This is a genomic window from Pararhizobium sp. (assembly GCF_965279435.1).
Taxonomy (GTDB): Bacteria; Pseudomonadota; Alphaproteobacteria; order Rhizobiales; family Rhizobiaceae; genus Pararhizobium.
Map to the genome: position 1 here is coordinate 1 of NZ_CBDIHY010000002.1, position 19,731 is coordinate 19,731.

At 61.1% G+C, this 19,731-nt stretch carries 16 protein-coding genes; 8 read left to right on the plus strand and 8 right to left on the minus strand.

Annotation, left to right across the window (positions count from 1 at the left end; all coding sequences use genetic code 11):
- Positions 1–835, minus strand: an 835-nt coding sequence (locus tag ACQY8Q_RS01555) for an alpha/beta hydrolase (protein ID WP_428424000.1), incomplete at its 3' end; no start/stop codon positions are given.
- A 199-nt stretch (positions 836–1,034) separates the two neighbouring features.
- Between ACQY8Q_RS01555 and ACQY8Q_RS01560 the strand changes: the two genes are divergently transcribed.
- From ACQY8Q_RS01560 to ACQY8Q_RS01575, 4 genes are all read left to right on the plus strand, one after another.
- Entirely contained in the window at positions 1,035–1,439 is a 405-nt protein-coding gene (locus ACQY8Q_RS01560) for a VOC family protein (protein WP_428424002.1), read from the plus strand.
- A 107-nt stretch (positions 1,440–1,546) separates the two neighbouring features.
- Positions 1,547–2,479: a 2-hydroxyacid dehydrogenase gene (locus ACQY8Q_RS01565; RefSeq protein ID WP_428424004.1), complete on the plus strand. Its 933-nt coding sequence runs from the start codon at positions 1,547–1,549 to the stop codon at positions 2,477–2,479.
- An 80-nt stretch (positions 2,480–2,559) separates the two neighbouring features.
- Positions 2,560–3,210, plus strand: a complete 651-nt coding sequence (locus tag ACQY8Q_RS01570) for a GntR family transcriptional regulator (RefSeq protein ID WP_428424006.1) — start codon at positions 2,560–2,562, stop codon at positions 3,208–3,210.
- Positions 3,211–3,631: 421 nt separating this feature from the next.
- Positions 3,632–4,585 carry a sugar ABC transporter substrate-binding protein gene (locus tag ACQY8Q_RS01575; RefSeq protein WP_428424008.1) on the plus strand — a complete coding sequence of 318 codons (954 nt, stop codon included), beginning with the start codon at positions 3,632–3,634 and terminating at the stop codon, positions 4,583–4,585.
- 162 nt (positions 4,586–4,747) lie between these two features.
- On the opposite strand, the gene ACQY8Q_RS01580 is transcribed toward ACQY8Q_RS01575, so the two are convergent.
- From ACQY8Q_RS01580 to ACQY8Q_RS01610, 7 genes are all read right to left on the minus strand, one after another.
- Positions 4,748–5,407: a histidine phosphatase family protein gene (locus ACQY8Q_RS01580; RefSeq protein ID WP_428424010.1), complete on the minus strand. Its 660-nt coding sequence runs from the start codon at positions 5,405–5,407 to the stop codon at positions 4,748–4,750.
- 57 nt (positions 5,408–5,464) lie between these two features.
- The gene (locus tag ACQY8Q_RS01585; RefSeq protein ID WP_428424012.1) at positions 5,465–6,565 is read right to left on the minus strand and encodes an ABC transporter ATP-binding protein; all 1,101 of its coding nucleotides are present in this window, start codon (positions 6,563–6,565) and stop codon (positions 5,465–5,467) included.
- A gap of 18 nt (positions 6,566–6,583) precedes the next feature.
- Positions 6,584–8,260 (minus strand): ABC transporter permease, encoded by a 1,677-nt coding sequence (locus tag ACQY8Q_RS01590; protein ID WP_428425498.1) that lies wholly within the window; start codon positions 8,258–8,260, stop codon positions 6,584–6,586.
- A 159-nt stretch (positions 8,261–8,419) separates the two neighbouring features.
- A complete protein-coding gene (locus ACQY8Q_RS01595; RefSeq protein WP_428424014.1) occupies positions 8,420–9,739 on the minus strand; it encodes an ABC transporter substrate-binding protein in 1,320 nt (439 codons plus the stop codon).
- A gap of 160 nt (positions 9,740–9,899) precedes the next feature.
- Positions 9,900–11,228 (minus strand): sigma-54-dependent transcriptional regulator, encoded by a 1,329-nt coding sequence (locus ACQY8Q_RS01600; RefSeq protein ID WP_428424016.1) that lies wholly within the window; start codon positions 11,226–11,228, stop codon positions 9,900–9,902.
- Entirely contained in the window at positions 11,225–13,129 is a 1,905-nt protein-coding gene (locus ACQY8Q_RS01605; protein WP_428424018.1) for an ATP-binding protein, read from the minus strand. Before ACQY8Q_RS01605 ends, ACQY8Q_RS01600 begins: the two co-directional genes overlap by 4 nt.
- Before the next feature lie 10 nt (positions 13,130–13,139).
- Positions 13,140–14,468: an ABC transporter substrate-binding protein gene (locus ACQY8Q_RS01610; RefSeq protein WP_428424020.1), complete on the minus strand. Its 1,329-nt coding sequence runs from the start codon at positions 14,466–14,468 to the stop codon at positions 13,140–13,142.
- A 538-nt stretch (positions 14,469–15,006) separates the two neighbouring features.
- Here ACQY8Q_RS01610 and ACQY8Q_RS01615 point away from each other — a divergent pair.
- Genes ACQY8Q_RS01615 through ACQY8Q_RS01630 form a run of 4 tightly spaced genes read left to right on the plus strand, consistent with a single transcriptional unit; the run spans position 15,007 to position 19,686 of the window.
- Positions 15,007–16,026: an ABC transporter substrate-binding protein gene (locus tag ACQY8Q_RS01615; RefSeq protein ID WP_428424022.1), complete on the plus strand. Its 1,020-nt coding sequence runs from the start codon at positions 15,007–15,009 to the stop codon at positions 16,024–16,026.
- Positions 16,027–16,046: 20 nt separating this feature from the next.
- On the plus strand, positions 16,047–17,729 hold the full coding sequence (locus ACQY8Q_RS01620) for an ABC transporter permease (RefSeq protein ID WP_428424024.1): 1,683 nt from the start codon (positions 16,047–16,049) through the stop codon (positions 17,727–17,729).
- A 5-nt stretch (positions 17,730–17,734) separates the two neighbouring features.
- Positions 17,735–18,832, plus strand: a complete 1,098-nt coding sequence (locus tag ACQY8Q_RS01625) for an ABC transporter ATP-binding protein (protein ID WP_428424026.1) — start codon at positions 17,735–17,737, stop codon at positions 18,830–18,832.
- Entirely contained in the window at positions 18,829–19,686 is an 858-nt protein-coding gene (locus ACQY8Q_RS01630; protein ID WP_428424028.1) for an inositol monophosphatase family protein, read from the plus strand. The genes ACQY8Q_RS01625 and ACQY8Q_RS01630 overlap by 4 nt, the downstream gene beginning before the upstream one ends.
- The last annotated feature ends 45 nt before the right edge of the window (positions 19,687–19,731 follow it).

Here is a 19,731-nt window from a genome sequence, read left to right on the forward strand (position 1 = left end):
GATTGTGCCGGTTCAGCTGAAGAAAACGGGGCGCCTTTCCCCTGCGCAGCGCATGACGCTGAACGAATTCGGCACCATAGGCATCGATGTAGCGGTTCTCGTGCTCGGCAACGGCGACGAAGACCGGCAAATCACGGGATCCCGCATGGATGACCGGGGATCGCGCCTCATAGCTGGCGCTATCATCCCCGAAATATTGCCGGACATTGTCGGCATTCGGATTGTCCGGCAGCTGGTCGGCGCGCAGGCGCGCACTGATCAGCACCGCCCCCTTGATCCCCGGATTGGGCATCCGCCCGACTGCGGGATCGTAAAGATAACCGGCGACATGACAGCCGCCGGCCGAATGTCCGATCACCAGGATCGATCGCGGATCGCCGCCATATTGGCCGACCGATCCGGCAATCCAGTCGATTGCCGCCGCCACATCGAGCGCGCCATCCGGATACTGCGCGCGTGGCGCCAGCCGGTATTCGATATTGACCCCGACGAGACCCTGGCGGGCAAACCAGCGCAGCACATTGTCATAAATGAACCCGCCGGCGCTTTTCGAGCCGCGCGTGAAGGCGCCACCATGCACAAAAGCGACGACCGGACGCGGACGCCCGCCGGAGCAGGCAAACGCACTCTCGAAGACGTCGAGTCGATGGGCGCCATCCGGTCCATAGGCAATGTCGCGATGAACCGTGATGGTCCCCTCGCCGGCGTTGGCTTCAACATGCGGCCCGTAGACGTCGAGCACGACCTTTCGGCTTGCCGCGAGATCGTCATTCCAGACTTTGCCTATCGCATCCAGTCGCGCCTGATCGGTGACCGACAATCCCGCAAACCGCATCGATGCCTCCAGCTTATTATCTGTGCGTGCTGGCCCCTACGGCTCTGCTGCGCCTCGTTATGCATTTGGATAGCATCCAAAAACACACTTGACAACCTTATTGCATACAAAGATAATTATTTGCATACACAAATCGATTTATGTTTGTGTTGACGGATGCATCCCGCATACGGTCCACCATCGTCAGAAAGGAATTCCAATGGCAAAGTTGCGCCATCTCGCCATCGCGGTCTCGGATCCCGAGGCCGCCGCCCAGTTCTTCGAAAAAGCCTTCGGCATGACCCGCGCCGGCCAGGCCATGCGTGGCGTCTACATGACGGACGGCGTCATGAACGTCGCCCTGCTCAACTTCGGCGAAGAGCCGGTTCCGGGCTTCGAAACCGAAAAGGGCTATAATGGCCTTATCCATTTCGGAATGTGGGTCGACTCAGTCGAGAAAACCGACGCGCTCGTTCGCGATGCTGGCGGCTCCTATATGGCTGGCCGCAAGGAAAAGGACCCGAACGTCTTCTACGAGGTCAAGTACAAGACACCTGAAGGCATCGTTTTCGACGTCACCGAAAATGGCTGGAAGGGTGCAGTCAAGAACGTCAAGGCCGCCTGATCAGGCCCTTTCTTGCGCCAGCGAGGGTTCACGCCGGCGCAAGGGCTGGAGAGGCGCCAAGCATTGATCCAGGACACCATACAGAGCCTACGGCTGGAGACTTTCCGATGAAGCAACCGACGTTATTGGTTACGATACCGGTTTCCGACACTTGCCTGTCAGAACTGTCCAGCTTGTACGACGTGATCACGCTGCCCGGCGGACCGGGCAGCGGATCACCGGAGTTCGACAAAATCGGTATAGATGCTGTGCTCACCAACGGCAGCACGGGACTGTCCTCTGGAGATATGGCACGGATGCCAAACTTGAAGCTGATCTGCGCCTATGGCGCCGGTTACGAAAACATCGACATAGACGCTGCGCGCCGGCAAGGCGTGCATGTCACCCACGCGCCCAACACGAATATGGAAACCGTTGCCGACCACGCGCTGGCCTTGATGCTGGCCGTCTCGCGGGAGATCTGCGTGCGCGACCGCGCCTTGCGCGATGGCGCCTGGGCCTCGATCCGTTCGGCCCGGCCGACATTGTCTGGCGCGCGGCTTGGCATCATCGGACTCGGCAATATCGGCAAAGCGATCGCCCGGCGAGCCGAGGCCTTCGGGATGAGCATCGCTTATACCACACGCAGCAAGGTCGACGTTTCGTGGCAACATTATTACGATGTGACGGCGCTTGCCACAAACAGCGATTTTCTGGTGGTCTCCTGCCCGAGCGACCCATCCACCCGGCACTTGGTCGGTGAACCCGTATTGGAAGCACTCGGCCGAGGCGGTTTCCTAATCAACATCTCGCGCGGTATGGTCGTTGATACCCAGGCACTGATGGCAGCCCTTGAGAATAACCGCATCGCCGGCGCCGGACTTGATGTCTTCGAAGGCGAGCCGATCCTGCCGGAGAGGCTGCGCCGACTGGACAATGTGGTTCTCACGCCGCATATGGCGGGGCGTTCGCCGGCATCGGAGCGGGCGCAGATCGATGCAGTGATGCACAATCTCCGATCTTGTCTTGCAGGCCGCCCGTTGACCGCTCAACTTGCATAAGTTCAAGCCTATCGTTAAATCGACTTGGGTTTGCCGTCTGGCGAACCGCACTTTGTCGTGAAGACCGGAAAGCCACGCGCATGACGACTATCGCCTCACAGATCTATCACGCTCTGGCGGAAGAGATCGCCAAGGGTGCCATGGCACCCGGGCAGAAGCTCGAGGAAAAGGTGATCGCCGAAAAATATGGCGTTTCGCGCACCCCGGTCCGTGAGGCGCTGCGTGAGCTCGGCGCTCGCGGCCTGATCGAGATGAACCCACGCCGGGGCGGCATCGTTGCTCGAATCGACATGGAGCGGATGGCAGACATGCTGGAAGCCGAAGGCGAGATCGAGGCATCCTGCGCACGGATGGCGGCCCAGCGGATGACGGCGATGGAGCGCGAGCAGCTCTACGAGCTGCACCGGCAATATGCTGCCTGCGTCGATAACCAGGATCTCGACGGCTGCCGCGACATCAACCGGAATTTCCACGACGCCATCTGCCGCGGTGCGCACAATGTCACGATCGCAGCGATGGCCGTCGAACTGCGTGCCCGCCTGGCCCCCTTCCGCCAGCAACAGGCAGGACCAGCGGATGTGCGGCTGCAGCAGTCGCTCGACGAACATCAAAAAATCGTCGACGCCATACGGGCCAACGATGCTGCGGGCGCTTTTGCGGCGCTCTCCGAACACAGCGCCCGTCTCAGTGCTGGCGTGATGCGGCGGTTCGCGGCCGCGGCAGGTCAATAAAAACCTCTGCAACCTGAGACAAGTTGACACCGGAAGCACGACTAATCCGGTCGATGCAGCTGCCGACATTCCCCCGCCTTTAGCGATAGGTGCGCGGGCCTGATGAGCGTTCTCCAGCAGCTTCTATTCCTCGCGCTCGGGTCATTAGCATCTCCGGCAAGCAGCGGAGGGCCCCCTGTTCCTATGTCTCTTCCACTCACCCCCACTCCTGGCAGCACATGGCCGCGCGGTTTCGCAGATGGCTGCATCACGCGCTTGTGCGGACCGTCCGCAAGTCGTTATTGAAGGTGTGCATATTTATATATTTGCATTCCTATTGATATCTGTGCATACATATTAACTGTATTGGATACCTGATGTCGGCGACGCGTTTTTGACGCTTCCCGACGAAATTCACCACCCAAATTCTGGAGGAGAAATCATGGGAAAGAATGCACGGTATATGACAATGGCACTGGCACTCGCTGCGGCAGGCGTATCGGCTGCACCGGCCAATGCGGATGCACAAAAGACAATCGGGGTGACAGTGCCCTATTTCGCCTCCGCCTTCTGGAAGGCCGGGCTTTACGGTGTTGAGCAGGCCAGCAAAGAGCACGGCTATTCGCTTATCAAGGCTGACGCCAAGGACAAGGCGAAGCTGCAGATCGAGCAGATCCGTGGATTCATCGACAAGAAGGTCGCGGCCATCATCATCGGCGCTGCCGATGCCGCTGCCGTTGGCCCAGCCGTGGAGGAAGCCATCGACAAGGGTATTCCGGTGATCGCCCTTTCGGTACCGCCGAAATCCGACCGCCTGACATCCTTCGTTGGTGCCGACAATATCGGTATGGGCCGCCTGCAGGGCATCTGCATCGGCCGGGCGATTGGCGGTAAAGGCGAAGTTGGACTGTTTGCCGGGCCAGACGAAATCTGGGCAAAGCTGCGGGTCACTGGTTTCAAGAACACCATGGCGGCAGACTTCCCGGACATCAAGATCATCGATGAAAAGGCTGGCAGCCCACAGGATGCCGGCGCTGCGGCGACAAACTGGGCGACGGCTTATCCCGACATGCATGGCATCTTCACCGCCGCCGATACGATGGCTGTCGAGACCATCAAGTCGCTGGGGACTGCTGGAACAATCGAGAAGGTCAAGGTCTCTACCTCCAACCTCAACGATGAGGCAAGGGCAGCGCTCGAGAACGGCACTCTGACCTGTGCCTCGCTGCAACCGGCCGTATCGATGGGCCGGGACGCCATGCGCGAAGCAGTCGCAGCCGTCGAAGGCGGAAAGGTTCTCGGCCGCATCGAAGCCCCCGCACTTCTCGTCACCAAGGACAAGGTCGCCACCTACGACTTCAGCAAGATCATCGCGCCGGCAGATTACCAGCCGTAAGAACCACCAAGACGTCGGTAGCGCGAGCAACAGGAAGACAAAAGAAGGAACCCGCAACTTTTGGGTTCCTTCTTTTTTGCCATTTGGGAGACAGGACAGAATAAGTTGTCCCTCCTACTTGGCAAGCTGTTCGGTCTGGAACTGCTTTGAGCGCCCAGCGCCTTATATCCAGACCGTTCGGCCTTCGCTCTCGCATCCGATTGCACGCAGCAGGGCTGGTGCGACCCCGAGTAGAACCTCGCTGTTCTCGGTCAATAGAAATGCAGCCGTCTGCGGCTCGCTGTAGGCCAGGATGTCAGCACGCGAAGCACGCGCATAGATGCCACGCAGGGCGCGCAGGCAGCCGCTGTGGGTAACCGCGACATGCGGCCGGGTGTCATCGAGTGTTGCGATCCACGACCCGAGCCGCGCGGTAAGCGCCGTTCGGCTTTCTCCGTCCGGCATGCAATAGTCCCAGGGGTCCGCCGCATGGGCGCCATACTGATCTGGAAGGTCTCGCTCGATGTCGCCATGCGACAGTCCCTCCCAGACTCCATAGCCGCGCTCGGCGAGCATCGGCGCATCGATAAACTGCTCGAAGGGAAGAGACCAGACGTCGGCGAGGATGGAGGCCGTCTGCCTTGCGCGGCCAAGTGGACTGACCCACAAGGCCGCGTCCTCGAAACCGGCAACGGTTTCCGCGAGCCGGGCGGCCACCGCCAGCGCCTGGCGCATGCCGTTCGCCGTCAGCGGCGTGTCGAGGCGGCCTTGCAGACGGCCGCTGACGTTCCATTGGGTTTCCCCGTGGCGGATGACGAGGAGGGGCGGCAGAGAGGATGTCATGTCATTCAAACCTTTGCGGGAGAAGACCTTCGCCGCCGGGCGGCGAAGGTACGTCGGTCAATCGGCGAGCCAGAGGACAGAACTGGGCTTGACGCCCAGCACCGTCTTGCTGCCAGGGGCGAGCAACGCATCGCCGGAATGGAAGGGGGCATCGACAAGCACCGTCCCCGTACCGACCTGGACGCCGTAACGTACCGTCGCGCCGAGGAATTCCCGGTGCGCGATCGTGCCGTTGAGCGGCACGGCACCGGACTCCACCGTGCCGATCGTTGCATATTGCGGGCGGAAGACGAGCTTTGAACCCGCCGGAACGTCCACGCTCTCCGGCACCGGGATGCTGCCGCCGCCTTCGACCTCGAAGCTGCGCGCGGCACCTGTACCGCTGACCTTGCCATCCAGAATGTTGGCCGTTCCGAGGAAATTGGCGACAAAAAGGTTGGCCGGTTTCTCGTAGAGATGCATGGGCGTACCGACCTGCTGGATACTCCCCTCGTTGAAGACGGCGATGCGGTCGCAGACCGTATTCGCCTCTTCCTGGTCGTGCGTGACGAAGATGGTGGTGAGCTTCAGCCGCTGCTGGAGTTCGCGTAACTCCCGGCGAACCTCGACGCGCATCTTCGCATCGAGGTTCGACAGCGGCTCATCGAGCAGCAGCACCTTTGGTTCGATGGCGATGGTGCGGGCAAGCGCCACGCGCTGCTGCTGGCCGCCGGAAAGCTGCGAGGGCCGGCGCTCTGCCAAATGTGAAAGGCCGACGAGTGCCAGTGCCGCCGCCACCCGCTTTTCCACCTCGGCGCGCGGCAGGCGCCGCTCCTCAAGGCCAAAGGCTACGTTGCGGGCGACCGTCATGTGCGGCCAGAGCGCGTAGGACTGGAACACCATGCCGATGTCGCGCTTCCAAGGCGGCATGTCGAGCACGTCTTGCCCGCCGACGACCACGCGCCCCTTCTGGGCATTATTGAAGCCGGCGATAAGGCGGAGCAGCGTCGTCTTCCCACAGCCCGACGGGCCGAGGAAAGCGAAGAATTCGCCAGGCTGAATTTCGAGATTAATGTCTTTCAGCACATGCAGCGAACCATAATAGAGGTTCACATCCTGGATGCTGATCGCTTTGGCGGGGCTGACGGCCAGTTCGGCATTGTTGATGGTAATGGTCATTCTTGTTCCTCTCGGATTCTATTTCGACATTCCCAGCGCCTTCTGCCGGCGTTCGATGACGTAGTGCGACAGCAGCGTGCAGAGCGCGACCATGACGACGGCGATGACACCCAGGGCGGCACCTGGCCCTCGCCCTGCGGGCGATTGCATGAAGACGTAGAGGCCATAGGCGAGCGGCGCGTCGGAATTGCTCTGGATCAGCATCAGCGTTGCCGAGAGCTCGACTGCGGCGGTGGAGAAGCTGGTGATGAAGCCGGCGAGAAGGCCGCCCGTCATCAGCGGCAGCACGATGCGGCGGATCGTCCGCTGCTTGGTCGCGCCAAGATTTTCCGCTGCTTCCTCCAGCGATTCCGAGACCTGTTGCAGGGCGGCGTAGCAGGCGCGCAGCGCATAGGGTAGACGGCGGATGGCAAGCGCCAAAACGACCATGATCCAGAGCGTGGCGAGCGGCGTGCCGTCCGGCAGCGTAACGCCGTAGAAGGTGCGCAGATACCCGATGCCGAGCACGACGCCAGGAATGGCGAGCGCCGACGTCGCCGCCCAGTCGAGCCAGCGCCGGCCGATAATCTTGGTACGCAACACGAGATAGGCAATAGCGCCGCCGACCACCACGTCGATCAGGCCGGCTAGGCTGGCATAGATCAGCGTGTTCTTGATGTAGATCGAGCTTTCGCCGAACACCCGGCTGTAATGGGCGACCGTGACGGCATCTGGCAGCGGGCTGAATGACCAGACAGTCGCGAAGGAGAGCAGCAGCAGGCCGATATGTGGCGACAGCACGAGCAGCAGGATGAGTCCGACGACGCCATAAGCGACGACGCTCTCCCCGAATCCGAGCTTGCGGCGCACGAGACCGCCCCCGCCGCGCTGCGTCGTGGAATAGTCCTTGCCGCGCATGGCGACGGCGGAAAGCCACATGGCGAAGATCGAGACAACGATGAGGATGACCGAGATGACGTAACCCATCGGGTCCGTCAGGCCAACGGAGGTGACGCGAAGATAGGCCTGCGGCGCCAGCATGTCCTTGACATTGAGGAGCAGCGGTGTGGCGAGATCGTCGAAAACTTTAACGAAAACGAGCGAGGCACCGGCGAGATAACCAGGCATGGCGAGCGGAAAAACGATGCGGCGGAAGAGCCGCAGGCCAGATGAGCCGAGATTCTGTGCCGCCTCTTCCATTGACCGGTCGATATTACGCAGGCTTGTCGACAGATTGATGAGGATGAAAGGGAAATAGTGCAGCGACTGCACGAAGATGACGCCGTTCAGTCCCTCCATGAAAGGGATGCGGATGCCGAGCCAGTCATTCAAGAGCAGGTTGACGGTGCCGTTGCGGCCGAAAAGCAGCTGCATCGCCACGGCGCCGACGAAGGGCGGCATGATAAGCGGCACGAAACCGAGCGTCTGGATGACCAGCGAGCCGCGGAAGTCGAAGCGCGTCGTCAAGACGGCGAGCGGCAGCGCGATTACCGTCGCCCAGACCACCGACATGGTCGAGACATAAACCGAGTTGAAGAAGGCGCGGCGAAAGAGATCGGTATTGAAGAAATCGATGAAGTTCACCGCAGTCAATGCGCCGGTGCCCTTCTCGGTGAAAGCGATATAGATCACGGTGCCAGCGGGAATAATGAGGAAGATCGCAAGGAACAGCGCGATCAGCGTCACCGCCAGGACCTGCCCGGGCCGCGCGGTCATGCGCCGGATCGGGTTGGATGAGAGTGCGAAAGCCATGACGGCAGTCTCCGGAATGAGGTCGGCCGGCCCGGCAGCCGTTGGGTGCCAGGGGCAGCGAGAACATGGGATCGGAAGAGGCTGCCCACCTTGGCGGAAAGCAGCCTCCATAGGACGTAACCGTCAGTCGATCAGGTCGAGTGCCTGCTCGGCCTTCGCCTTGGCAGCGGCGTATTTCTCGCCGGCGAAAGCGGCCCATTTCTGCTCAAGCTCGGCCTGGCGTGCGGTTTTCTCCTCGCCGCCCGTGAAGGCCGCGCGGGTCTCGTCGCTTGCCGCCTCGTCCGCCGTGACCGGCATGGCGGAGATCAGCTTGCGGGCTTCCTCTAAGAGCGCGCGGGCCTCGGCCTGGTTGTTGGCAGCCAATGCCTTGTCGGCCTCGTGGACCGCCTTCGTTGCGTCGCGCAAACTGTCGAGCTGGAAGGTGATCAGCTGGTCGAAGAGGGCATCGACGACGTCCGTGCGCTTCTTGGAGATGTCGGAATCAAAGGTGATCATCGACTGGAAACGCGGATCCTTAAAGGGATTGGGGAAGCCTTCCGGCGCCTTGGCATAGAGTGCCGGATTGATCGGCAAACGGCGGATCGTCGGCTCCAGCAGCACAGCCTGGCCTTTTTCCGACAGCAGGTAATTCACGAATGCCTCGGCGCCCTTCTGGTTCGGCGCATTGGTGATGATGCCGATATTGGCCGGCACCACGGTCGTCACCGACGGGTAGCTGAAGCTCACCGGAAAGCCGCTCGCCTGTGCCGAGAAGGCAAAGAAATCGATCACGACGCCGATGCCCGTCTGGCCTGAATTGACGGCATCCGGAACGCCGAAGGAGCGCTCGGTCACCTGCTGGAGATTGCCTCCGATGCCGGTCAGCGTTGCCCAGCCCTTTTCCCAGCCTTCGCCCTGCAGGATCGTCTCAATCGTCAGATGTGTGGTGCCGGAGCGCGACGGAGCGGCGATCGCGATATGGTCATGATATTCCGGTTTCAGGAGGTCGCTCCACTCGCGGGGCTGCGGCAGCTTGTTGGCCTCCAGGTAGCGATCGTTCGACATGATACCGTAGCCCGACGCGGCAAAGCCGAAATAATAGCCTTGCGGATCGTTAACCGGATAAGAGCCGACCTTTTCCGGCAGCCCGGTGACGGAGGGCGTGAATTTGGCAAGCAGCGCGCGGCCCTTCAGGTTTTCGAAGGCGTCCGGCGCGGAGGCCCAGAATAGGTCGACCTGGTTGTTGCTCTTCGTTTCGTCGACGAATTTAACCCCGGCGCTGGTGCTCTTGTTCTGCACGTCGAGCGTGCAGCCCGGATTGGCCGCCTCGAAGCTGGCCTTGAACGGATCGGTGACGTCCTTGGAGAAGGACGTGATGACGGTGACCTTTCCACCATCCTGGGCCTGAACGATTGTGATCATGGCGGCCGACATCAACATCGCCGCAGCAATGGTCTTGAGCATATTGGTTTCCTCCCAATGGCACCGCCGGCAATTCAGCGGTCATCAGAAAGTTAGCAAGCCCCGTGCCAGTTGACGAAACGCCGGAAAACTGGGATTCCCGTGGAAAAAATGGGAAACAAAGGTAACATCGCCCCTGCGAAGCGGGGTCAGAACGGTAACCTCACGCCTCCTTGTCGCTGTCCCCGCCGAGCCCATGTTTGCGCATTTTGAGGTACAGCGTCTTGCGTGAGATACCGAGCGCATCAGCCGTTGCGCCGATGCGGCCGTCTTGTTCGGCTAGACTGTCGAGCAGGATCGCCCGTTCCACACGGTCCATGCGCGCCTCCAGCATCTCGCCAGCATCGGCATTGGCGCTAACCGGCATGTCCTCAAGGCCGAGCACGTAGCGCTCCGCGACATTGCGGAGTTCGCGCACATTGCCCGGCCAGTTCCGGCGATCAAGATCGGCAAGGAAGGTCGCCTCGACGCGCGGCGCGGCGCGTCCCTGGCGCCGGGAGGCGAGGTCGAGAAAATGCCGGAAGAGCAGCCCGATGTCTCCTCTGCGCGCCGAGATCGGCGGGATTTCCACCCGAGCGATGTCGAGGCGGTACGCAAGGTCCTCGCGGAATTTCCCCTGCCGTGCAAGTTGATGCAAGTCTGCCTTCGTCGCGGCGACGACCTGTAGATCAACCGGCACCTCATCATTGGAGCCGAGCCGCTCGATGACCCTCTCCTGAAGCACACGCAGCAGGCGTACCTGCGAAGCAAGCGGCATGGATTCGATCTCGTCGAGGAACAGCGTGCCGCCATGCGCATGTTCAATCTTGCCGACACGTTTTTCCCGGGCACCAGTAAACGCCCCAGCCTCATGGCCGAACAGCTCGGATTCCAGCATCGTCTCGGGGATCGCCCCGCAATTGATGGCGACGAAGCGGCCCTTGCGTCCGCTGAAATCATGCAGCGCCCGCGCAGTCACCTCCTTGCCGGTGCCGGTTTCGCCCAGAACGAGGATATCGGTCGCCGCGCCGGCGATGCGTTTCAGGCGCTCGCGAAGTGTCACCATCGGCGCAGAATGGCCGATCAGGCGCGCTTCCCAGCCATCAGCCGCAATCGAGAGCCGCAGGCGGCGGTTTTCGGTCAGCAGACGGCGATGATCGAGGGCGCGACGCACCGTCTCTATCAGGTGCACCGGATCAGCGGGCTTTTCAAGAAAATCCCAAGCGCCGTCTCGCATGGCGCGCAACGCCATGGGGATGTCGCCATGGCCGGACATCAGGACGATCGGAATATCCCTGTCGATCGCACGCACGCACAACAACAGATCAAAACCATCCTGTTGCGGCATGCGTACATCGGAGACGATCACGGTTTCGCTGTCGGCCCGAAGATCGACGAGGGCGGAAGCGACCGAGGCGTGTGGCGATACGCTGAAGCCTTCGAGCTCCAAAACCTCGCGGCAGGCATCGAGTACGTTGCCGTCGTCGTCGATAAGGATGATGTCTGCGGTCATGCCACTCCTTTCAGGGATACGGCAAAGCTCGTGCCAGCCGACCCCGTTTCCAGCACGGCAATACCCGCGCCAAAATCCTTGATGATATTGTAGGAAATGGACAGGCCGAGGCCGAGGCCCGTGCCGACCGGCTTTGTGGTGAAGAACGGATCGAACACCGCGCTGCGGTGTTCTGCCGCAATACCCGCTCCTGTATCGGCGACTGTCAGCATCGCCCCGTCATCGCTTGGCGCCATTGTCACGTGGACCACCCGCTCCGGCCGGTCGGCCACGGCATCAAGCGCGTTCGCCACAAGGTTCACCACGACCTGTTCCAGCCGCACCGGCTCGGCCATGATTTTTGGAACGTCCGGCACCAGTGAAAGTTTGAGCGTAACCCCTTCTTCCTCAAACCGGTGTTCGAGCAGACTGAGGGCCTCGTTGACGACAGCGGCGAGATCGACGGGATATAGCTTGGAATCCGGCCGGCGCGCAAAGCGACGGATATGGCTGATCTGATCGGCCATGCGGCCCGTCAGCGCGCGGATCTTTTCGAAATTGTTGAGCGCCTGCTCACTCTTGCCGCGGGCAATCAGTGTGGAGCCGCTGTGGATATGCGCACGAATGGCAGCGAGCGGTTGATTCAACTCATGGCCGATGCCTGCCGCCATCTGCCCCAATGCTGCAAGCTTCGCCGATTGGACCAGTTCGTCCCGCGTCTGCCGAAAGAGGGTCAACGCGCGGGCGAGATCGGTGAGCTCGTCATCGCCGCCCGCCGGGATCTGTGCTGCTGGATTGCCCTCGCTGATCGCGGTTGCCGCGTAGGCAAGCTGGTCGATGCGCGTGAGCAGGTTACGATGGACATAGAAGATGCCTATGACCAGCGCGGCAACGACAGCGAGAACGGCGATTGCCGCAAGCAGCTTACGGCCGAGATCGATCGCCGCCGATGCCCGCCGTGCCGCAGCACCGGCGCTTGCCTCGATTGCCACAACCTCGGCCTCGATGCGCTGGCCAAGTTCGGCGACGAGCCGGCCGTTTTCCTTCGCAAGCTCGCTGAGCCGCCCAGCCTCGCGCATCTCGGAGCGTTTCCGGTTCGGCGTACCCGTTGCCGGATCGGATTGTTGCAGGATGCGTTTGGCGAGCTGGCGCACGGTGAGACTGTCCGGCCAGTCTTCGAGCGTCGTCAATCGAGCGGCAAGCTCATCTGCGCTGTCGCCGAGAAAGGCATTGGCCTCCTGCACCTCCTCAGCGATCGAACTGCTGACAAGCCGCGCGATCAGCCCCGTTGCAAGGTTAGCCTGTGAAACTGCGGTCAGCAACGCTTCGCTTCTTCGTTGCTCTGATAACGCGGCCGTGCTGCGGCCGTTGCGCGTCTCTGCCTCTATGTTGAAGCGGATATCATCAACGAGTGGATCGGCTTCTTCAATCAGATCGGCCTGTATCCAGCGCAACTCGTCAACGTCAGCGCGCATCGCCTCAGTCAGCGTGAAGCGCTTCCCGGCGGCGAGGTCGATCTCTGCGAGGTTGTCGTTGATCGCCGTCGCCAGCGGCAGCAAGGACTGCGCGGAAAGCTCGGGCTGTTGCTTTTCCAGCAGCGCTAATAACGCCGCCAGACGCTCGGCATAGACGCGCCGGGTTTCGTTATATTCAGCCCGGGTCTCCGCCCCCGTCAAGACCGCGGTCACCGAGCCGATATCAGCGCCCGCCTTTGAAAGACGGGAAGCGAAGCCAAGTTGCGGCATCTGCACTTCGGCAATACGCGAAAGCTCACCCGACAATTCGCGATAAGAAAACCAGCCGACAAAACTGGCCCCAACCGCAAGCCCGACGATCAGGACGAAGGCCGCGCCAAGCCGTGCTCCGATGCCAAAGCGCCAGCGGTTCTGCCGTATTCGTGGTGATCTGTCGCGCGTACTCATGCGCGGGCTTCTACCATCGTCTGCTGCTCGGGGTCGAGATGGAGACGAGAAGGCTTTCGGCCCGCGTCAGGTTCTGTTCGACGGTGCCACGTATATCGCGAGCAAAGGCTTGCTGCTCATTGGTGCGTGTCATGCCGCGCGGCCATTCTCCCTTTAGCGTCTCCGGAAGTTTCCGCACCTCAGCATCCGGAAGCGGTGGCGTGCCGAGCAATCGACGGGCGAGCGCGAGGGTACTGCGTCGCGCCGCATCGCCCCCTTCCAGATTTTCCATCGCCCGCAGCCGTGCCCAGAGCCGCGCCAGCATCGCGCGACGGCGCACGATATAGTCGTCGAAGATCAAGTTGACGATGCCGTAGCGTTCGGCCGAAAGGCGCGCATCGAAACCGTGTGGGGTCAAAAGTCCACCGGCATCTTCCATCGGCAGGAGGCCGGCATTCAGCGACGCCAGAACGGGAATGCGTCCGATAATGGGTTGCAAGAGGATGCCCTGCCCTTCAGCGGAAAACAGGAAATCGACGAAACGTTCGGCGGCTCCCACATTTTTTGCCCGTGACAGGATGGCGATATTGGCAGGCACATAGATCGGATCGGGCGTCAGTGCGAAGACGTTCTCCCCGCCGGAAACGTCCGGCGCCTTGGCGAGGAAATCGATCGTCACACCGATACCAAAACGGCGCTGCGCGACGCCCGAAGCTACCCCGAAACTGCGCGCCGTGACGGTCGAAAGATTGCCGCCGATTTCCGACAACAAAGCCCAGCCGCGTTCCCAGCCATAGGTCTGCAACAGGGCTTCGACGATCAGATGCGTGGTGCCGGAGCGCGATGGCGAGGTGATGCCGATATGGCCGGAATAGACCGGATTAAGCAGGTCCTGCCAGCTCCGCGGCACCGGCAGGTCGTATTGCGAAAGATAGGCGGGATTGTAGACCAGGCCATAGCCGGACAGCGCGAAGCCAAGATAGAAGCCGTCCGGGTCGTTCAGCGGATAGCCGAGCACCCGCTCCGGAGCCCCTGTCTGCCTCGGATGGATTTTTCTCAGCGCCCCTCGACGCTTCAGCAACTCGAAAGCGTCCGTGGCCGAAGCCCAGAAAATGTCCGCGACAACATCCGGTTTCTCTATGACAAAACGACTGGCGCTGCTCGTGTTGCGCTGGACGATGGTTAGGCGAATATCCGGGTTGTGTGCCTCGAAGGCCCGCTGAAACGGCTCGTAGAACGAGGGTGGGTAAGAAGTGATGACCGAAAGGTCCGCCGCAAGTGCCAATCGAAAACTGCAGAGAAACAGCGTGGCAAGCAACAGCAGCACGCCCGCCCAGCGTTGAATTCTCTGACCCGACATGGTTTCCCTCCCGCTTGGCATCCGCCTCCACGGCGCCGACAACGCAGGACAATGCCCATCTGGACCGGCGATGTCCACTTGCGCCGACGGCCTTGTCACATAAACGTTGTGTCATCGAGCGGAGCTAGCAGCGAGGATGCAGAGTTCTGCCATGAACGACAAGCGTCATATTTCCTCAAGCAGATCATAGTTCATCCGCTGTGGCTTGATCTCAGATATTCGCTGAATTCGCACCTATTGAACAAACGATTGGTGTCGCCGACAAGACCCTCGGCACTCAGCCCATATTCTTTAACGTTGGTGCACCGTCGGTAATTCTCGATCTGCCGAGGTCAGGTTTCTCACTTTGGGGTAACCAACATCGTTGGCATCTTCTCATCACCTAATCGGGAGACAGGAAGAAAATGTAGCTAAGCTACATTTATTTTGACAAATGTAATTTTCTTTAATACATCGGCAATCGCGCACGGTGAGTGAGACCTGAAGCCTTGGAAGAGACTTCAGGAAGGGGCCGCGGCGTTAACCTGGAGGAAATCATATGTCACGCCCTTTCGCGCTGGCTTCAGCGCTCGTAATGCTATGCTCGCATGCCCTTTCGGTCAGTAACGCCGATGCTGCGGGAATGACTGTCTACTGCCCGATGTCGGACGACGATTGTGGCGCTGTTCTTGCGGCCTTCAAGAGCGATACTGGCATCGAGACGCAGTTCGTGCGCATCGGCGCCGGCGAAATTCTCGCCCGTATCCGCGCCGAAAAGGCCAACCCACAGGCTGGCCTCTGGCTGGCGGGTGCTGCCGACAACTTCATCCAGGCCGCCACTGAAGGGTTGCTTGCCCCGCACAAGGCAGCCGGCAGCGACAAGGTTGACCAGCGCTACACCGACAAGGAAGCGCGCTGGACGCCAATCTCGCTCTCGCCCATTGTCTTCGCATACAGCCAACAGGTACTCGATGAGATCGGCACCAAGCCTCCGACCAGCTGGAAGTCCTTCGCAGACCCAGTCTTCAAGGAAAGTGTCGCCCTCGCCCACCCGGCGTCGTCCGGCACCGCGTATGTCGCGCTTGCCTCCATGGTTCAACTCGACGGCGAGGAGCCGGCCTTTGCGCTGATGAAGGAAATCGACAAGAACGTCGTGCAATACACCCGCTCCGGCATCGCACCGTCCCGCATGGTCGCCAACAACGAGATCGCACTCGCCATGGCCTACACGCAAGACATCGAGGCGGCGATCGCCCAGGGCTATCCGATCGGCTACTCTTTCCCGGAAGAAGGTACTGGCTTTGAAGTGAATGCCGCCGCCGCCATCGCCAACGCCCCGGAAGAGCAGGCAAAGGGAGCAAGCGCTTTCCTCGACTGGGTTCTGACGGAAAAGGGGCAAGCCGCTATCGGTGCCACGTTCCGCGGCCCGATCGTCCCGGGCTACAAGAACCCGGCCGCCAAGATCGACCTCTCCAACGTCAAGATGATCGACTACAACTTCACCTGGGCGGGTGAGAACCGAGCACGCCTGCTGGAGCGATACGAAAATGACGTGCGCCACAAGGCTGACGCCAAGTAACGCCCTGCAAGGAGCCCCCTATGACCCTCGTCTCGCAAGCGACCCCGTCCGGCAGGACGGGGGCATCGCCGGCATTCTTGCGCAAGATGCTCGTCGATCCGTGGCTGTTCGGCATTTTCGTCCTCGTCACGCTCTCCGTGCTGGTCTTCGCCGTCCTGCCGATCTTCACCGTCATGAAGCAGGCCGTCGTCACCGACCACGGTTTCGACTTCGGCGCGCTGATCGGCACACTGTCCCAGCGCTTCGTCTGGGAATCGTTGTTCAACACGCTGTTGCTCGGCGCGACCTCGGCGGTGGTTGCTACCGCCGCCGGCTTCCTGCTGGCCTTTTCAGCAACCCGCACCACCATGCCTGGAAAGACATTCGTACATAGCGTGGCGCTGCTGCCGATCATCTCGCCACCTTTCGTCATGGCGCTGGCGGTGGTCATTCTGTTCGGCCGCTCGGGCCTCATCACCCGCGAACTGCTCGGAATCCGCAACGCCAATGTTTACGGTTTCCATAGCCTGGTGCTAATCCAGTCGCTCGCCTTCACGCCGATCGCCTATCTCAATATCCGCGGCATGCTACAATCAATCGATACCGCCCTTGAGGATGCCTCGGCCTCTCTCGGCGGCTCGCGCTGGACGACTTTCTCGCGCGTGACGCTGCCCTTGGTGACGCCAGCGATCCTCTCGTCGGCGCTGCTTGTCTTTGTTAAATCGGTCGAGGATTTCGGAAATCCGATGCTGATCGGCGGTAATTACAACACGCTCGCGGTCGAAGCCTATTCGCAGATGGTCGGTTATTTCAACCTGCGAGCCGGTGCCCTACTCGCCAGCCTCATGCTGGTGCCGTCCATGACTGCGTTCCTCATCCACCGCTATTGGGTGAGCAAGCGTAGCTATGTTACCGTCACCGGCAAGCCAAGTGCGCAGACGATCCGCATTTCCGGCGCAGTCGTCATACCGCTCACTCTTGCCTGCTACGCCATCGTCTTCGCCATCCTGCTCTTCTACCTGACGGTGATCTACGTCTCCTTCACCAAGTTGCCGGGTGTCGACAACACGCTGACGCTCAATCATTACGCGACCGTTTTTACCGCCGGCTTCCAGACGCTCAGCAATTCGCTGGTTCTGGCCAGCATCGCAACGCCCGTCACCGCTATTGCTGGCATGCTGATCGCCTACCTCCTGATCCGCAAGAGTTTTCCGGGCAGCTTCCTGCTGCGCTGGGGCACCCTGCTGTCCTTTGCGGCACCCGGCACAATCCTCGGCATCGGCTATGTCAGCACCTTCAACACGCCGCCTCTGCTACTCACTGGTACCGCCTTCATCGTCATCGCCGCCATGGTGGTGAAAAACCTGCAGGTGGGCATCGAGGCCGGTTCCAACCAGCTGCGTCAAATCGACAAGTCGATTGAAGAGGCCTCCTCCATTCTCGGCGCATCGAATACCCGGACCTTCTTTCAGGTTACCCTGCCGCTTTTGAAGCCCGCGCTGTTCACCTCACTGTCCTATGCCTTCACCCGATCGCTGACGACGCTTTCGGCGGTGATCTTCCTCGTCTCGGCCAACTGGACGCTGATCACGGTCACGATCCTGTCGCAGGTCGAAACACTGAAGCTCGGCGTTGCGGCAGCCTATTGCAGCATCCTCGTCTTCGTCGTGCTCGCCATCCTGGCGCTCATGCAGATCCTTCTCAATTCGACATCGAAGAGGTAGTCCCCATGTCGAAAGTCATCTTCTCCAATATCTCAAAGCGCTTTCCCGGCGTTACCGGCGCCACCGCCGTCGATGGCCTTAACCTCACCATCAAGGAGGGCACGCTCGTCACGCTGCTTGGACCCTCGGGCTGCGGCAAGACGACGACGCTGCGCATGCTCGCCGGTTTCGAGACACCCTCCGGCGGCACGATCACCATCGGCGGCCGCGACGTCACCAACGTTCCGGTCAACGCCCGCAATGTCGGCATGGTGTTCCAGAGCTACGCGCTCTTCCCGCACATGACGGTCCGCGAAAACGTCGAATATGGCGTCCACCTGCTCAGTCTGCCGAAAGCCGAGATGAGGGACCGCGTCGAGACGATCCTTGAGACAATGGCACTCGCCCAATATGCCGACCGCTCGCCCTCGCGGCTTTCCGGCGGCCAGCAGCAGCGCGTGGCGCTCGCCCGCGCCGTCGTCACCCAGCCGAAGGTGCTGCTCTTCGATGAGCCGCTCTCCAACCTCGACGCACAGCTGCGTGAACGCATGCGCGACGAACTGCGCGCCATTCAACTGCGCCTCGGCATCACCAGCCTCTACGTCACCCACGACCAGAGCGAGGCGATGGCGATCTCCGACCGCGTGGTGGTCATGCGCAACGGCATGATCGAGCAGGACGACAGTCCGCTGAACGTCTACTCCCGTCCCGGAACCGGTTTTGTCGCGGAGTTCATGGGCAAGGCGAATATCCTGAACGGCAAGGTCGAGATCACGGACGAGGCTACGGTGCGCGTGCGCATCGCCTCGACGATCGCGTTGACGCTAGCGCGTGGCAACCGCGCCTTCACGCCAGGACAGGACGTACGCTGCGTCGTGCGGCCGGAGCATATCCGCGTCGATCCGGACGGCGCGTTGGAAGCGAAGGTGCGCCGCGTCGTCTTCCAGGGTGCCTATGTGGAATACCTCACAGATCTCGAAGGCCAGGAATGCGTCTTCCTTGACACCGCTTACTACAAGACAGGTGTCGCCGAAGTCGGCCAGACACTCAAGCTCTCCATCGACAGCCGGCCGGTCTGGATCCTCCCGGAGAATGAAGCAACTACTCTTGGAAAAGCCGCATGACGTTGACAATCCCCATCCCCAACGCCCTTTACGAGACGATTACTACCGTCGCCTGCGAAGCGGCGCTTGCCGCCGGCCGGGTGGCACATCGCGACTATATCAATGCGAGCCCCGAAACTCTGGAAACCCAGCAGAAGGCCGGTTTCTTCGACATCGTTACGGCTTCCGACAAGGCGGCGGAAAAAGCTGCCTGCGATACTATCTGGTCGCGTATCCCAGCCTCGCGCATCCTTGGCGAGGAGGGTGGTTGGCAGGGTGAAGGCGAGACGACCTGGATTATCGACCCGATCGACGGCACCAGCAACTTCGCCTCGGGCCTGCCCTTCTTCTGCGTCTCGATCGCCGCCTATCACCTGGGAGAGCCGGTCTGCGGCGTCGTCTACGATCCGATCCACAGCGAACTGTTCCTGGCAAATCGCGGACGGCTGACGCTGAACGGCGCGCTGGTGAAACCCTTCCTGCGTGGCCGCACCGACCGTGAGGTCGAAATTTTGAGCAACGCCCCCTACGAGGGCGAGCGCCCCTCGCGTGCCGCTCAGGAGGCGCATGCCGATCTCGTCAACTCCTTTCGCGCCGTGCGCCGGCTCGGCTCCTGCGCCCTGCACCTTGCCTACGTCGCCGTCGGGCGTGTGGCGATCGCCTATGAATCGAAGTTCAGCGCCTGGGATATCGCGGCCGGCATCCAGCTCGTCGAGGCGTCCGGCGGGCATATCGTTGCCCAAGACGCGCAAGGTCGCCGCATCGAGCCGCGCGAGAATACACTCGGATCGGTAAAAAGGCTCGTTGTGGCGCAGGCCGGTTTTGACTATCAATCATCGTGCCTGTCCAAGCTGATGGCAGACGGCATCTTGTAGCCTTCACATGCGAAAGCCACCCCATGACACCTGCACCGGAACAAA

Coding starts and splice junctions, on each gene's coding strand:
- ACQY8Q_RS01560 (WP_428424002.1), top strand. CDS start 1,035: ATGGCAAAGTTGCGCCATCTCGCCATCGCGGTCTCGGATCCCGAGGCC.
- ACQY8Q_RS01565 (WP_428424004.1), top strand. CDS start 1,547: ATGAAGCAACCGACGTTATTGGTTACGATACCGGTTTCCGACACTTGC.
- ACQY8Q_RS01570 (WP_428424006.1), top strand. CDS start 2,560: ATGACGACTATCGCCTCACAGATCTATCACGCTCTGGCGGAAGAGATC.
- ACQY8Q_RS01575 (WP_428424008.1), top strand. CDS start 3,632: ATGGGAAAGAATGCACGGTATATGACAATGGCACTGGCACTCGCTGCG.
- ACQY8Q_RS01580 (WP_428424010.1), bottom strand. CDS start 5,407: ATGACATCCTCTCTGCCGCCCCTCCTCGTCATCCGCCACGGGGAAACC.
- ACQY8Q_RS01585 (WP_428424012.1), bottom strand. CDS start 6,565: ATGACCATTACCATCAACAATGCCGAACTGGCCGTCAGCCCCGCCAAA.
- ACQY8Q_RS01590 (WP_428425498.1), bottom strand. CDS start 8,260: ATGACCGCGCGGCCCGGGCAGGTCCTGGCGGTGACGCTGATCGCGCTG.
- ACQY8Q_RS01595 (WP_428424014.1), bottom strand. CDS start 9,739: ATGCTCAAGACCATTGCTGCGGCGATGTTGATGTCGGCCGCCATGATC.
- ACQY8Q_RS01600 (WP_428424016.1), bottom strand. CDS start 11,228: ATGACCGCAGACATCATCCTTATCGACGACGACGGCAACGTACTCGAT.
- ACQY8Q_RS01605 (WP_428424018.1), bottom strand. CDS start 13,129: ATGAGTACGCGCGACAGATCACCACGAATACGGCAGAACCGCTGGCGC.
- ACQY8Q_RS01610 (WP_428424020.1), bottom strand. CDS start 14,468: ATGTCGGGTCAGAGAATTCAACGCTGGGCGGGCGTGCTGCTGTTGCTT.
- ACQY8Q_RS01615 (WP_428424022.1), top strand. CDS start 15,007: ATGTCACGCCCTTTCGCGCTGGCTTCAGCGCTCGTAATGCTATGCTCG.
- ACQY8Q_RS01620 (WP_428424024.1), top strand. CDS start 16,047: ATGACCCTCGTCTCGCAAGCGACCCCGTCCGGCAGGACGGGGGCATCG.
- ACQY8Q_RS01625 (WP_428424026.1), top strand. CDS start 17,735: ATGTCGAAAGTCATCTTCTCCAATATCTCAAAGCGCTTTCCCGGCGTT.
- ACQY8Q_RS01630 (WP_428424028.1), top strand. CDS start 18,829: ATGACGTTGACAATCCCCATCCCCAACGCCCTTTACGAGACGATTACT.